This is a genomic window from Siphonobacter curvatus (genome assembly GCF_002943425.1).
GTDB lineage: Bacteria > Bacteroidota > Bacteroidia > Cytophagales > Spirosomataceae > Siphonobacter > Siphonobacter curvatus.
This window is the reverse complement of the sequence record NZ_PTRA01000001.1, coordinates 1,640,186-1,654,743: the sequence shown is the minus strand read 5'-3', so window position 1 is coordinate 1,654,743 and position 14,558 is coordinate 1,640,186. Positions and strand designations below refer to the sequence as shown.

The 14,558-nt window shown below is 49.4% G+C and carries 14 protein-coding genes; 7 read left to right on the top strand and 7 right to left on the bottom strand.

Features of this window, described 5'->3' with window-relative positions; translation table 11 throughout:
- Positions 1-97: 97 nt before the first annotated feature.
- The 4 genes from C5O19_RS06720 to C5O19_RS06705 all read left to right on the top strand — a co-directional run bounded on the left by C5O19_RS06720 (position 98) and on the right by C5O19_RS06705 (position 3,745).
- A complete protein-coding gene (locus tag C5O19_RS06720; RefSeq protein ID WP_104710751.1) occupies positions 98-724 on the top strand; it encodes an HD domain-containing protein in 627 nt (208 codons plus the stop codon).
- A 56-nt stretch (positions 725-780) separates the two neighbouring features.
- Positions 781-1,794, top strand: coding sequence for a YpdA family putative bacillithiol disulfide reductase (locus C5O19_RS06715; protein ID WP_104710749.1), 1,014 nt, complete (start codon positions 781-783; stop codon positions 1,792-1,794).
- 257 nt (positions 1,795-2,051) lie between these two features.
- Complete coding sequence (gene deoC, locus C5O19_RS06710) at positions 2,052-2,735, top strand: deoxyribose-phosphate aldolase (protein ID WP_104710747.1); 684 nt, start codon at positions 2,052-2,054, stop codon at positions 2,733-2,735.
- Positions 2,736-2,824: 89 nt separating this feature from the next.
- On the top strand, positions 2,825-3,745 hold the full coding sequence (locus C5O19_RS06705) for a sugar phosphate isomerase/epimerase family protein (RefSeq protein ID WP_104710746.1): 921 nt from the start codon (positions 2,825-2,827) through the stop codon (positions 3,743-3,745).
- An 87-nt stretch (positions 3,746-3,832) separates the two neighbouring features.
- Here the strand turns inward: C5O19_RS06705 and C5O19_RS06700 are convergent, their stop codons facing one another.
- On the bottom strand, positions 3,833-4,903 hold the full coding sequence (locus C5O19_RS06700) for a hypothetical protein (protein ID WP_133163317.1): 1,071 nt from the start codon (positions 4,901-4,903) through the stop codon (positions 3,833-3,835).
- A 202-nt stretch (positions 4,904-5,105) separates the two neighbouring features.
- Here C5O19_RS06700 and C5O19_RS06695 point away from each other — a divergent pair, with 202 nt between their 5' ends.
- Positions 5,106-5,732, top strand: coding sequence for a hypothetical protein (locus C5O19_RS06695; RefSeq protein WP_094808161.1), 627 nt, complete (start codon positions 5,106-5,108; stop codon positions 5,730-5,732).
- 47 nt (positions 5,733-5,779) lie between these two features.
- The gene (locus C5O19_RS06690; RefSeq protein ID WP_104710742.1) at positions 5,780-6,949 is read left to right on the top strand and encodes a glutathionylspermidine synthase family protein; all 1,170 of its coding nucleotides are present in this window, start codon (positions 5,780-5,782) and stop codon (positions 6,947-6,949) included.
- Between the two features lie 266 nt (positions 6,950-7,215).
- Here the strand turns inward: C5O19_RS06690 and C5O19_RS06685 are convergent, their stop codons facing one another.
- From C5O19_RS06685 to C5O19_RS06660, 6 genes are all read right to left on the bottom strand, one after another.
- Positions 7,216-7,563: a heavy-metal-associated domain-containing protein gene (locus C5O19_RS06685; RefSeq protein ID WP_104710740.1), complete on the bottom strand. Its 348-nt coding sequence runs from the start codon at positions 7,561-7,563 to the stop codon at positions 7,216-7,218.
- Between the two features lie 127 nt (positions 7,564-7,690).
- Positions 7,691-8,026, bottom strand: a complete 336-nt coding sequence (locus C5O19_RS06680; protein WP_104710738.1) for a four-helix bundle copper-binding protein — start codon at positions 8,024-8,026, stop codon at positions 7,691-7,693.
- Positions 8,027-8,090: 64 nt separating this feature from the next.
- Positions 8,091-9,425, bottom strand: a complete 1,335-nt coding sequence (locus C5O19_RS06675) for a hypothetical protein (RefSeq protein ID WP_104710736.1) — start codon at positions 9,423-9,425, stop codon at positions 8,091-8,093.
- A 104-nt stretch (positions 9,426-9,529) separates the two neighbouring features.
- Entirely contained in the window at positions 9,530-10,075 is a 546-nt protein-coding gene (locus tag C5O19_RS06670) for a helix-turn-helix domain-containing protein (RefSeq protein ID WP_104710734.1), read from the bottom strand.
- Positions 10,076-10,227: 152 nt separating this feature from the next.
- Positions 10,228-12,438: a TonB-dependent receptor gene (locus tag C5O19_RS06665; protein WP_104710732.1), complete on the bottom strand. Its 2,211-nt coding sequence runs from the start codon at positions 12,436-12,438 to the stop codon at positions 10,228-10,230.
- Between the two features lie 76 nt (positions 12,439-12,514).
- Positions 12,515-12,958 (bottom strand): HYC_CC_PP family protein, encoded by a 444-nt coding sequence (locus C5O19_RS06660; protein ID WP_133163316.1) that lies wholly within the window; start codon positions 12,956-12,958, stop codon positions 12,515-12,517.
- A 237-nt stretch (positions 12,959-13,195) separates the two neighbouring features.
- Here C5O19_RS06660 and C5O19_RS06655 point away from each other — a divergent pair, with 237 nt between their 5' ends.
- On the top strand, positions 13,196-14,446 hold the full coding sequence (locus C5O19_RS06655; protein WP_104710730.1) for a sugar MFS transporter: 1,251 nt from the start codon (positions 13,196-13,198) through the stop codon (positions 14,444-14,446).
- The last annotated feature ends 112 nt before the right edge of the window (positions 14,447-14,558 follow it).

The following is a 14,558-nucleotide window of genomic DNA, read 5'->3' as shown; positions in this document are numbered from 1 at the left end:
ACATCAATTATCTTAAACGGCTCGCCCACCCGCGAGCCGTTTTCTTTTTATACCTCCGATCATTTTGTTCTCACCTACTTTTTCATAGGTTTGGTACATGGAGGAACTGCAATCGCTTATACAATCCGTATCGGATGCGTCGTACGCTGAAAAGCTGGGAGCTTTTCTGGACAAACATTACGGAGATACTCAAACTCGTCCCTATCATAACTGGGAACACATCCATGAGATGATGGACTTATTCCGGTCCCATCAGTCTCAGCTGCACGATCCCGAGGCGGTATTGCTCACAATCTACTTCCATGACGTGATCTATCAGCCGCTGTATACTAATAACGAATTGCAAAGTGCAGAACGGGCTCAGGAATGGCTTTCCAAAACGGACCTTCCCACGGAATCCATTCGCAAAGTATACGAGTACATTCTTTCCACGAAAACGCACGCCAATCATACCGAAGATCAGGATCTGGACTATCTGCTGGATTTTGATTTGTCTATTCTGGGTAGTGATCCCGATCGTTATCGCCTGTATGCACAACAGATTCGACAAGAGTTTCACGAAGTACCGGAGCTGATGTACCGCGAAGGTCGGAAACGCATTCTGGGCGTCTTTTTAGCCATGCCTTCCATTTTTAAAACGGAAGCCTTTCAGCACCAGTACGAACAGCAGGCCCGCAGCAACATTGAATGGGAAATCAAGGCCCTGGATGAACCGGCCAACTGAACCTTTCGCGGATGGGTTTGTTGCTTTTACAGGAACCTTTCTTCTGATTTTTGAACATGGCAGATCATCAATTATACGACGTAGTCATCATTGGCGGCGGTCCGATTGGGCTGGCTTGCGGACTGGAAGCCCAGAAAAAGGGTCTTCGATATGTGATTCTGGAAAAAGGCTGTCTGGTCAATTCCATTTATAATTACCCCGCCAACATGACGTTTTTTTCCACCAGCGACCGTCTGGAAGTGGGTGGCGTTCCTTTTGTATCCAACAATGCCAAACCGACGCGTTCGGAGGCCCTGGAGTATTACCGCCGCGTGGCGATGTCGTACCGACTCAATATCCGGCTTTTTGAGAAAGTAGAAGCGATTGAGGATCATACGCAAAGCATCGAAGCGATTGAACATCGTCAGTATCTGGTGCGAACCAGCAAGGCTTCTTACCTGACGGCTAACGTGGTGATTGCCATTGGCTTTTACGATACGCCCAACCTCATGTACATTCCGGGCGAAGATTTACCGAAAGTAACGCACTATTATCAAGAACCGCACTTCTACGCGGGCATGAACGTGCTGGTCGTTGGAGCCAATAATTCGTCCGTGGATGCCGCTCTGGAAACGTATCGCAAAGGAGCGAATGTGACCATGGTGATTCGGGCGGGTGAAATTGGACGCCGGGTGAAATACTGGGTGAAACCTGACATTGAAAACCGGATTGCTGAGGGGTCCATTAAAGCCTATTTCCATTCCAACCTGACGGAGATTCGGGAAACGGAAGTGGATATTCAAACGCCCGATGGTCTGGTTACCATTCCTAATGATTTTGTGGTAGCGGCAACGGGTTACCAGCCTAATTTCGATTTTCTGACGGGCTCTGGCATCGTACTTTCCGACGACGAAAAGCGGTATCCTTCCTACGATCCTGAGAACCAAGAAAGTAATAAACCCGGCGTTTATCTGGCGGGCGTTGTGTGCGGTGGCATGGACACGCACGTCTGGTTCATCGAAAATTCCCGTATCCATGCGGAGAAGATTATTGAGAAAATCAGTGCGGAGCGGCTGGCCGTAAATGCATGAACTAAGGAGTGAATGATAGAATAGAGGGGTGGCGTCATTGATTATACATTGCATCCGTATTTTTCTGTACTCATTCTATTATTCATTCATATCATTGCTCCTCTTAGCCCCGGATTGAAATCCGAGGCTGGTGTCAGTCCTAGGGACTTTTTTCCTAGGGGCCTGGTAACCTTAGGTGTGCGAATTGAGTCAGCACTGAGGTTCTTGCCTTAACAACCACCAACCAACAACGATTAACCATCAACTACCAACGATCCATGTCCGTCCTTTCCAAGCTGATTGATCATGCCCTACTCCACCCTACCCTGACGGATGCCGAATTGGAAGCCGGTTGTCGGCTGGCGATTCAATACGATGTAGCCACAGTTTGTATTAAACCTTATGCCGTTTCCAGGGCAGCCCAATGGTTAGCGGGTAGCCATGTAGGCGTCTGTACGGTAATTGGCTTTCCGCACGGCAGTAATACCATGGCGGTAAAAGTAGCCGAAACCATCCAGGCTTGTCGGGACGGTGCTACGGAAATTGATATGGTGGTGAATATCGGAAAAGTACTGAGTGAAGACTGGACCTACATTCGGCAGGAAATTCAGGCCGTTCAGAAAGCTTGTCAGCAACAGGAAGCCCTTTTAAAGGTCATTTTTGAAAACGATTTTCTTCCTGCCGATGCCTATAAAATCAAACTCTGCGAAATCTGTACGGAAATTGGCGTGGCCTTTGTCAAAACTTCCACGGGTTTCGGATATGTCAAACAACCCGATGGTTCGTTTCAATCGCAGGGAGCCACGCTGGCAGACTTACAACTCATGCTTGATCACATCGGTCCGAACGTCGCCGTTAAAGCTTCGGGAGGTATCCGCACGCTGGAACAAGTACGCCACTTGCAGGCCATGGGCGTGCGACGCATCGGTACCAGCTCAACGAGTTCAATTTTGAATGAGTGAATAGTAGAAGGAGTGAGTGTAAATCACGACGGCTCTTTCTACTATTCACTCAGCCCATCAACTTACAACGATAAACCAATAACCAACGAATGCTTGACCTCGGCTTTGTATCGGCCATTTTGCCGGATTATAACCTCGAAAATGTATTGAAATTTGCTTCCCAGCACGAATTCAAATGTGTGGAAATCATGTGCTGGCCAAAGGAAAATTCAGAAGCCCGCCGATACGCGGGCGTGACCCACATTGATGTAGATGATCTGGACGCCCAAACCATTGCTACGATCCGCAACCGTACCAAAGAATACGGCGTTTCGATCTCCGGGTTGGGCTACTATCCCAACCCGCTCGATCCCGATCCGGAAAAAGCGGAGTTTTACCGGGAACATATCAAGAAAATCATTCGGGCGGCGGCTCAGTTGCGAATTCCGATGGTAAACACGTTCATTGGGCGTAATCCGAAGCTGACGATCACGGAGAACCTCAAGCTCTTCGCCGAACATTGGCCCGCGATTGTGAAAGTGGCCGAAGAACACAATGTAAAGATTGGTATCGAAAACTGTCCGATGTGGTATACCGACGACGAGTGGCCCGGCGGCAAAAACCTGGCGACGACACCAGCCATCTGGGATCGGATGTTTGAGATTATTCCGTCCCCTATTCTGGGACTGAACTACGACCCAAGCCATTTGATCTGGCAGATGATGGACGAGATCCGTCCCATTTACGACTACAAAGACCGGTTGCACCACATTCACCTCAAAGATGTAAAAGTATACCGTGAGAAGCTCAATCGGGTGGGTATTATGGCGAATCCATCCGATTACCATTCGCCGAAATTACCTGGACTGGGTGACGTAAACTGGCGGGGCTTTTTCGCGGCCCTGACCGATGTTCGGTACCGTGGTCCGGTGGTGATTGAGGTAGAAGATAAAGCGTACGAAGGCAGTTTAAAAGATGTACAAACGGCTATTCTAACTTCCCGGAATTACGTACGACAGTTTCTTGGTTAGTGGATGGCCACGAAGGTTCACCAACAAGAAAGCTTACCATATTCGGAAAGCTATTTATTACCTTAATTTCTTAGTGAGCCTTCGTGGCTAAACGCCCGATTGCAACGCCAGATATTCCGCCACCAACGCCAGCGAATGTGCCGGACATTCCCAGTTAATATGGCTCAATTTCCAGGAGGCTAGCCAGCGGGTTTGAGGATAATAATTCAGTAGCGGGGCGATGGAAAAATAATGATTCCGGCTTTTCTCGATCAACGTTTTCAGCGACCAATCCGCGGGAATGAGTTCCGGTACCGTTTCGCCCAATCGCAGCAACGTCGTCGCCAGCATGATCTGATCCATGAACGTACGGCATTGATACGCTTTCATATCCTGAATCAGGCGTTCCCGGCAATCTGGCAGTACGGGCACCTCTGCCAGCAGTCGGCCTACGTGATACATAATCAGCGGCGTAGTGGCATAGTACGCCGACAGTTCCAGCGGATTTTTCAGGTACTCACCTGAACGGATGCTGTAGTCAATAAATTCCAGTACATCCTCATCAAATCCATCGAGTGGTAATTGTTGGCGAAAGACCCAGAGCATTACGTTCGAAAGCGTGCTAGTATCGAAGTCAATCGGCATGTTTTCACCAAACCAGGTCGAGTAGATTTTTTTCTTCCGAAAGGTCTGCGGTCCCGTTTCGGCCCAACCCTTAATGGTATTCGCGTGAGCCCTTAACTTGGCCTTCAGCCATTGATTTTCTTCCGGCGTTCGGGGCGTAATCAGGTAAATCATGACCGTATCGTCCACGTCGTCGGGCAGTTTGAAGTGCCGCGTTCGGTGCATGAGTATACCGTTTGGAAAATGACGGGACGGTTGGGTTTGGTAAAAGTTATACGTCGCCAGCCCATCTTTGTTCTGGTAGAGCGGGTACGTAGCGGCGGCCTGGGTCGTTATTGTATCAACGCACTGCTGACTTTCGGGCGAAAGCCGGGCACGGATTTCCTGAAGTGCAAAAACCGTAATGGCCGTAAAGAAGATATTGGAATCTTCCCGGCGGTATCCGAGTTCTGTTTTGAGTCGCTGACTGGGAAAAAGTCCGGCGGGGTAATACGCATCACCCCGGGATTGAAGCGACGAAAGGTGTTTTACTAGAGCATCAAGCAAAGACATCATACGGTACAAAGAAACGGGTTCCCGCTCACATGTACCCGGCTCTGCTGAAATTCATCCCAAAATCTCCGGATGAGTGATCCGAGAATTTACCGCTGATCCCATCCGGTTTCGTTCCATCCGGGGCTCGTACCATTTTTGTAGAACATTCCGGAACATCTTAACCTGCTACACTAGCGTTAAACTCGTACTTAACATTACATCTATGACACCCACCAAAAAAGGAACCTTTGTTCGTAAAGCGAAAGACATCACAATTGGCGGTACCCTCACGCTCGCTCTACTCACTGGAGCGATCACTTTACAAAGCTGCGGAAATAATTCAGAGGAACGGCAGTACGAAACCCGCGAGGAGACTACCTTCGGCAAAGGCGTACGTACGTACATCACCGAAACCAGTCCGGGCGAATTCAAGATCACGGACGAAGTATCCGTAGCTGCCGACAGTGCTCAAGCCATTGTGCGGTACTACGACGGCCACCGCGATACGCTGACGGCTCAGGCTGCCAAAGCACTCATTGACAAGGAAGTCATTAACAATCAGCAGTATCACGCCGGACATAGTGGTTTGGGTAGTGCTCTGCTTTGGGGGGGTATGGGCTATTTCCTGGCCAATTCGCTCAACAACCGACGGTATCAGCAATATCAGACGCAGTACGGCGATCAGCAGCGTTCCCGTTTTTATACTAACCCAGCGGTCTTCAGCCGTTCAAACAACGTACGTCAGGAAGTACAAAGCTCCCGCCGAACCCAAACGGTCCGTACGTCACGTCCATCGGGTGGACGTAGCGGATTCTTTGGCGGTAGCCGCAGCCGTAGTTATGGTGGCTAAGCGTACGTATCTATTGAATACTTGTTGAAGAATATCCCCTCAATCGAATGAAAATTAAAACCTTACCTACGGCTCCAGAAGCCCAGCTTCGTCAAATTGGCTGGGACTGGATGCTGGGTTCCGATACACTTCCTTACTTGACTCATGAGTTGGTAAGTATTAACCAGACTGAGGCTCAGGCGTATTATGACGCGGCCAATGATTTGTACGAACTATTTGTAGAAGCTGGACAAGCCGTGATTGATCAGGAACGTTTTGCGGAACTGGGCATTCCCGAAAACCTGATTGAACTGATCAAACTCTCCTGGAACGACGACCGCCATTTGCACCTGTACGGTCGCTTCGATCTGGCTGGAGGCATTGACGGCAAGCCCATTAAACTGATTGAGTTCAATGCCGATACAGCTACCTGCATCCCCGAAACGGGCATTGTGCAGTGGGCCCACCTGAAGGCCAACGGGCTCGACGAAGCCGCTCAGTTTAATACCTTGTACGAATCGCTGGTAGAGAACTTTGAAATTCTACGGAATCTCAACTCTGATCTGACGCCTACCCTGCTGGTATCGGCCATGCGGGATACACCCGAAGACGACGCCAACGTACAGGTGATTGGCGAAGCGGCCAAAGAGGCCGGTTTTGATGTAGAGTATGCCTACGTGGATGAAGTGGAATTTTCGCCAAGTGAAGGCCTTTTTCGCCAAAATTCGCAAAATGGCACGTTTGAACGCTTTGATTTCTGGTTCAAACTTGTTCCTTGGGAATACATTGCCTGGGAAGAACCGGATCTGGCGGATATTCTGACGCAGGTGGTTAAAAACCGGAAAACGGTAATTATTAACCCCGCATATACCCTGCTATTCCAGTCCAAGGCTATTTTGAAAGTTCTCTGGGAATTGAATCCCAATCATCCGCTCCTGCTGCAAACGCAGGCCCAACCCTTAGCGGGCAAGGCTTCGGTTCGGAAAGTACTCTTTGGCCGGGAAGGGGCCAATGTAGAAATGCTCGATCCGCAGGGGAAAGCTACCGACCAGGCCGAGGGTGAATACGGAGAACAGGATTCCATCTATCAGGAATACGTGGAATTTCCGGTGGATCCACAGGGTAATCGCTATCAGGCGGGGGTTTTCTTCGCGGGAGAAGGCTGCGGGTTAGGTTTTCGTCGGGGCGGGAAAATTCTGGATAACTCCGCTCAGTTCTCGGGGCATCTGGTGGAGTAATTCGTTTGCTGTTTTCCGTTTTTGTCCCAACGGTACGAAGGTACTACGTTTCACAAAGGTACGCTTGCACCGATTTAAAACCGTCATGGACTGATCGGTGCAGCAATGGTTAAGCGTCTCCGACGCGACATGCCGCAAAATTATTTCCTTCAAGACTACAAACACGAAACCCCGGCGTCATTCGGAACAAAATTCCTCAATAACGCTGGGGTTTCCTTCTTAACGCCAATCCACTGAAATTAGTAAACCGAAAACGGTAAACTAAACTACTCGTGGTGACTCATTTTGCTGTCTTTCTTGCAGCAGGCGGGCAGTTTTTCGTAGCCTTTCGCGTCGGCGGGTACGCTGTCGGCGTCGTAACCCGTTTTCATGATGGTTTCCTTAATCTGCTCTTCGTTCGTCTTCTTGGGGTCGTACGTTATCGTTACGACCTTATCTTTTAGGTCCAGATTGGATTCTTTAACTCCTTTCGAAAAAGCCAGATTCTTTTCGATCCGGGCTTTGCACATGCCACAAATGGCCGAGGTTTTGATTTTTACGGTTTTGGGTTCGTCCTTTGCCCAAACCAGTCCGCTCAATAAGAGGCAGCAGCTGAATACGAGTGATTTTAACATACGCATAATATTGATTAAATGATAAACAAAGAGGGTTTTCAAATCATTCCGTCATTTTTCCTTTTGCTACTTTCATTCGTAAAAATGACGGCATCCCGACTGGTTTGAAGCCAGTCGGGATACACTATTAAGCGGCAACCATGCTTTCGCATACCTCCGCACAGTGGCGGCAGGCTTCGGCACAGCGGGCACAGACTTCGTCGCCGTGCTGGGCGTGCTTTTCGCATTCGGCCGCACAAGCTTTACATACTTCTGCACAGAGTTTACACATATCCATGGCAAACTGAGAATCCCGGGCACATAACCGGGCACAGGTCGTACAAACTTCGGCACAGTCCCGGCATAACTGAATACACTGGGTACGGTCCATGTCGTGATCCATCTTCGTTACACAATTCGTAACGCAGGCTTCGCAGGTTTTCACGCAGGCCAGACAGGCCTCGATACAAGCATCCATGTTCATAAGCAATCAAGGTTTGGTTGGTATAATGTTTGAAATGTAAGCGTTGAAGGAAGTTTGATCCTTTTTACATCTTCAGGCGGGTTGGCGTGAGTCGCACATACACCTGACCCGATACGGGCGTACTTCCGTAGAGGTTATTTAACGCCTGATCTTTCAAGAAAACTGTACCCTGCACCCCAGCGACCAGCCATAATTTGCCAACCTGAGCCACCTGATGATTGTACCCCAAACTCAGGGCATGAACATTATACAGAGCATTACCCGGTATCACTAATTCTTCAGCCGATTTCTGTACCCATTCGTAGCGACCGTACAAGGCCCAGGTGGCGTGTTGCCAATTGGATTCCAATAATATTGAGTGTTCCTGATGATGATCACCCGCGTCATTGTAGCCCCAGGAAGCCGTGGTACCCAACCAGCTCGTTTTGCCCAGGGTTTTCAGGTGTTGTACGGACGCAGTCGTTCGATTAACGTTTTCGCTGGGATGAAGTGATTCGGGGGAATGAATGTAAGCTCTCGAAGCCTGTAGAGACCAGTGCATGGAAGGATTCCAGGAAACCCGGTAGCTATACGAATCAAAGCGGGGACGATCGAAATTGTACCGATTTTCGCCGGGTTCGCGTCCCGTAAAGCTCGACCCTTCCAGTTTCACCTGCCCTACCCGTACGCCCAGCGTTGCTACTCCGTACGTAATATGCGTCGCATCCTGCCAGTGGTGACTCAGGGTAGCGTCCGGATTATTCCAGGCCGAGAAACGGTGCATGAAGGCAACGGGCCCCAACGCTGGTTCGCCCGGATAGCCGACGTAGGCCGAGACATCCACCTGTTTACTCAATCGTTGGGTATAGCCTACGGTCAATCCAGAAATCAGATCGTGCGGGTGTTGCCGATCAATCAAGGGGCGATTATTCCAACTTTCGCCCGTTTGAAATAAGAGCGGATACCCATTCCCGCCTTCCGTCAAAGGATCGAGCGAAACCATCAATGTAGCCGCAAAGAGTCCGTTTTTGCCCACTTGTCGCTGAGCCATCCCCATCACCCAGTTCGGTGCCGAGATTCGGTTATCCTGCCCCCGCTTACCGGAATTCGTAAAATTCTGAGCCGTGTACCGCAGAAAAACGCTTCCGTGAACCATGTACATCCACTTCGACCGATGGGCCATCCAGGCGTACAAAGGTGTCGCATCGGGTTGCCAGCCCGTACCCGAACCATTCCGGTTCATGGGCAGGCTCAGCGAGTACAAATGCGTCATGGTATGCTCGTGCATACGTCCATGAGCCGTGGAATCGTGGTGAACCATCGGCTTTTTTGTACTGTCGGCGTGCATGTGATGCGGCTCGTGCTGAGCCCATACGGAGCTTGATACGGTCAGCAATCCAATAATGAGGTAACTTTTCATGGCTTTGTAGGGAAAAACTGGGTTCGTTTTCCGGATTCAACAAAAGTACTTACGCACCGTATCACCCTTTTTACAGGATTCTGGATGGCTTTTATACGATTTCGTCAGATCTGATCGAGTGACTGCCGGTTTACGGCCTCGGTGAGTCGAAATTGACTGGGCGTTACTCCCGTCACTTTTTTGAACTGATTCGACAAATGAGCAACGCTGCTGTATCCTAATTCATCGGCAATTTCACTGAGGTTGCGTTCCCGATAGCTGAGTAATTCCTTTGCCTTCTCGATTTTCAGTCGAATCACGTACTGCTCGATGGTTTGCTGTTCACTTTCCGAAAACAGCTTGCTTAACGCACTGTACTCACGGTTAAGCTGCTCGGCCAGATAGTCCGACAGGTTCTGCCGGGCGGGCTGGTTGATATACGCCAGCACCAGCCGTTTGATCTGGGTGACGAGTTGCTTGCGTTTATCTTCCAGGAGTTCAAAGCCCAGTTGCTCCAGTCGCTGTTGCAGGCGGGACCAGTCCGGCACGTCACCGTTTACTTCCACTTCACCCAGTTCGACGCGTTCTGGCGTCATGCCCAGGTCTTCCAAAGTTTGCCGAACCACCAGCTTGCAGCGATCGCAAACCATGTTTTTGATGTATAATTTCATTGTTTCAGTTGTCGGTTTACTGTTGACGGTTTTCAGTTAAAATAGCTGTCACAATCGTACTTAAAACTTAACTTCCGTTTTGACTGGGTCTCAATTCATTGAAAACTGGAAACCGTCAACCGCAGCGGCGGACCGTTGAAAACTAGTCTACTCTACTCCCCAATTTTATACCGAAATCCCACGTAGATCATTCTTCCGATGACAGGGCCCCAGACCATGGAGGCGTCGAAGTTTTTTCCGAACGGATCGTTTGCTCCGATGATTGGATTTTTCTGAGTGAAATTAGCCAGGTTTTCACCGCCTACGTACAAGGCCCAGGTTCGGAAATTCTTGGTTACCTGAGCATTGAAATTGGAAAAAGCCGGAGCGTATACGGAGGTCAGTGTACCATCGTGACTATGATCGGTATTTGGAATCCGTCGCCGACCGTTCCACTGCCAGGTAAAGTCTACTTTCCATTTTTCGTATTTGTCACTCGCCCAACCCACGTTGAACAACACCCGATCCCGGTTGACGAACATCTTGGGTAAGAGTACCGTTTCGCCGCCGGGCGTTTGTACGCTTTGCTGAACGTCGAACCAGCGATACGCCAATTTAACCTCCGTACGCGGCAGCGGCTCGATGTTCCATTCTACTTGAAAACTATTAGCGAAACTCGCTCCCCGCAGGTTGTACACCGAAATCCGGTCCGCCGTTTCCATATCGATGATGAGCTGGTTCTGGAAGTCCGTTCGATAAAAATCCAGCGTGAAATTTCCCTTGCGGCCAAACCATTGCAAGGCTTTCGTCAGACCCACTCCGTAGTTCCAGCTTTCTTCCGGGTTCAGCCGCCGATCCAGTACCGACCACGTGCGAGAGTTGACGAGCATCCCGTAGTTTTCGGCTACGGCATTCGCCACTCGCCAGCCTTTTCCGACACTCAGTCGCAGATCGAATTCAGCGGGCAGGTGGTACAATAGGTGTACTCGCGGCGTAAACCGGGTTCCGTACAGATTGTGAAAGTCCACCCGACCACCCGCTACCAGCGTTAGTTTCTCGGGAATGGTGTAGGTATACTCGCCGTACAGGCCCGGCACGAGTTCTTTCCGCGTGAACGTTGAATCCTGGAAACGCTCGTTGTAATCATCCAGCATGAAACTCGCTCCGGCCTTATACGTATGCCGCGTATCGCCGATGATATTCTGATAAATCAGGTTTCCGTACAAAGTCTGCTGGATACCCGAATAATTTCGCAATCCAAACCGGGCCGACGCATCGTGGTAGACGCCATTCAAAATCAAGGCTACCCCTTTGTAGGGTTTGGAGGGAAATAATTGAGCGGTCTTGCTGAATACTTCCACGCGGCGGGTCAGGTTACCAAATTCGTACACGCCGGGGCGGTCTTTGCCCGCCTGAGTTTGTCCACCCGTCCGGTCTTCGTACAAAGCCTTCACGCCAAATTGCGTCATCCAGCGGTCGGACTGATACTTCCAGCGATTGATCACATTGGCCTGCGAGTACAGAGGCACATCCAGAAAGCCGTCGCCGTTTTTGTCAATGCGGTTTTGCAGCGTGCTTCCATGACTCAGTAAACCCACCGACCATTTTTCGTTGAGTTTGCGAGCCAGATTCAGATTCAGCTCACCCCGACCAAAGCTGTTGACGTAGCCGTTCAAAAAAAGTTTATCGGGACCGTCGGGTTTGGCCAGCTCGATATTAATGGCTCCGGTCATGGCTTCATAACCGTTCACGACGCTACCCACGCCCTTGGATACATCGATGGAGCTGATCCAGGTGCCTGGCGTATAATTCAAACCGAACGTAGTATTCAGGCCCCGGATGTTGGGAATATTTTCGGTGTTGATCTGGACGTAATTTCCGGCCAGTCCGAGCAACTGAATCTGCTTGGCTCCGGTTACAGCGTCTCCGTAATTGACTGATACGGAAGCATTGGTTTCAAAGCTTTCCGAGAGGTTACAACAGGCGGCTTTCGCCAGGGCCTTGCTGGTAATAATTTCCGTTTGAATGGGATTAAGGCGGTCGATACTGGTGGCCGAACTCGTGACAGTAACTTCCTGCAACTGATTCGTCGATTTCAGATAAATCGTTACCGAAGTCAGCGAATCAATCATTAAAGTATCGCTTTGGTAACCCACCAGCGAGACTACCAGTCGGCGTTGATCGACAGTTTTGGGAATGGAAAAGGCTCCCTCCGGATCGGTTTGCGTATGAATGGACGTACCGAGCCAGTAGACGTTTGCTCCAACCAGCGGCTCGTTTTTGCCGTCGGCTTCAGCTACTTTCCCCGTTAACGTTTGAGCAAAAGCAGCCGAAACACTCCACAGGAGCAATACTCCAGTGAATCGTATTCGCTGAAAAAACATAAAATGATGGCTTTGTTGAACAAAAAGGATTCGTCTTCGAAGCCAGGCTCCGAAGGTTACGATCAACCAGCCGTACTCAAATTAGGAAAGATTGGACAAAGGAAAGCAGGGTACGCCCCGCTAGCGGGACCGCCGCCCGAGCCGAAGCCGTACCGTAGAGTAGCGACTGAATGGCTTCGGTCAGTAACTGAAAGAAGGTAAACGCAAAATGAGCCGTAAACTCTACGACCATTTTCACGAATTTGGCCGCCAGCTTGGTTAGCGACGAGGTATACGGAACGTGTTCGTACCGTACTTCTTCCTCACAGCATTTTTGCTTTTTGAAGGTCTGATGCGTTGGCGTTGAACTGCCATTCTTTGTACAGGCAGGGCAGCTCTTCTTATCCATCGACACCAGCGATACTTTCTTCTTGTTCCGGATATGGCACGTGTGCTCCACCAAGCCGAAACCAGTAGAACTGATCAGGACGATCAGCACCATAAAGACGTTAAACAAGCGGAAAAGTAACGACGGTTTCATGCCGTAGATGATTTAGGTACAAAGGTAAATTGTATTTCCGTATCTCGCTGATTTTTCAATCGTTTTGTAAACAATCTCCAGAATTATGTAAATCCTCGCTAAGCTTTTCTCTCTAGCTCTTTTATTCTTTGGATAATCCTGTACTAATCTAAAAATACGAATAATTAAGGGACAAAGGCTAGTTTATAAGTCAGGAGGTCTATTTTTGTCAGTCAAAGCATTCTAAAACCGCTCTTCATGGCTCATTCTACACTAGCCGCATCGGAACAAAAAGCAAAGTTTACCGAGAAGAAATACCTCGTCACACTCGTTTTTGTTACTTCTTTATTTATGCTCTGGGGCTTTGCAATCTCCATGGGCGATGTACTCAATAAACACTTTCAGAACGTTCTGCACGTATCCAAGGCCGACTCCGGACTGGTTCAGTTTTCCATTTTCGGAGCGTATGCCATTATGAGTTTGCCTGCCGGATTTTTCATGAAAAAATTCGGTTACAAAAACGGCGTACTGCTGGGTTTGATTCTGTACGCATGCGGGGCCTTTTTGTTCATTCCGGCAGCGAGTTCGGAATCCTTCGGATTCTTCCGAATTGCTCTGTTCATTCTGGCCTGCGGACTGGCGACGCTTGAAACCGTTGCTCACCCTTTCGTAGCGGGTCTGGGCGACGAACGTACGAGTGACCAGCGAATCAACTTCGCCCAGTCTTTCAACGGTCTCGGTACCATCATTGGACCCCTCGTTGGTACGTATCTGCTGTTACGGGAAGGCAGTGAAAGCCACGATCTTGAATCGGTTAAATCTCTGTATCTGATTATTGGTTTTGTGATTGCCGGGATTGCCGTGCTGTTTTCGTTTGTGAAAGTTCCGGTATTTCAGGATGCTCACGCTGTATCGCCCGAGGCGTACGCAGCCCATCCCGAAGCTTTTAAAAGTGAGAAAAAGCTTTTTCAACACCGTCATTTTGTGTGGGCGGCCATTGCTCAGTTTTTCAACGCCGCAGCTCAAGGCGGTACCTGGGCGTACTTCATCAACTACGGCCACGAGAAAATGGGCTTCTCTGACGAAACGGCTGGTTACTACTTCGCCTTTAGTATGGTGATGATGACCGTAGGTCGTTTTGTAGGAACCTTCCTGATGAAATACATTGCTCCGAATAAACTGCTGGCTGCCTTTGCACTAGGTAATATTCTGATGTGTCTGATCGTGGCTCAAAGCTTTGGCTGGCCGTCGTTTATCGCTTTGCTGATGCTGAACTTCTTCTTTAGTATCATGTTCCCTACGATCTTCAGTCTTGGATTGAAAGATCTGGGTCGCCATACGCAACAGGGGTCTTCATTCATTTCGATGGGTGTGGTTGGTGGAGCTTTCTTTCCCTACATCATGGGAACGATTGCTAACACGGACGTAGCTTCTGCGTATTATCTGCCCATCATCTGTTACGCGGTGATCTTTATTTTCGGTGCGAAATTCGCTAAACCAACGGCTTAATTTTGCTTATGCTAAACGAAAAGGTCCTCCGGTTTAAACCGGAGGACCTTTTCGTTTAGCATAAGGCAGTTAGAAACTGCTCCATGGTGGGTACAGTTTTGGAAACCTGCAC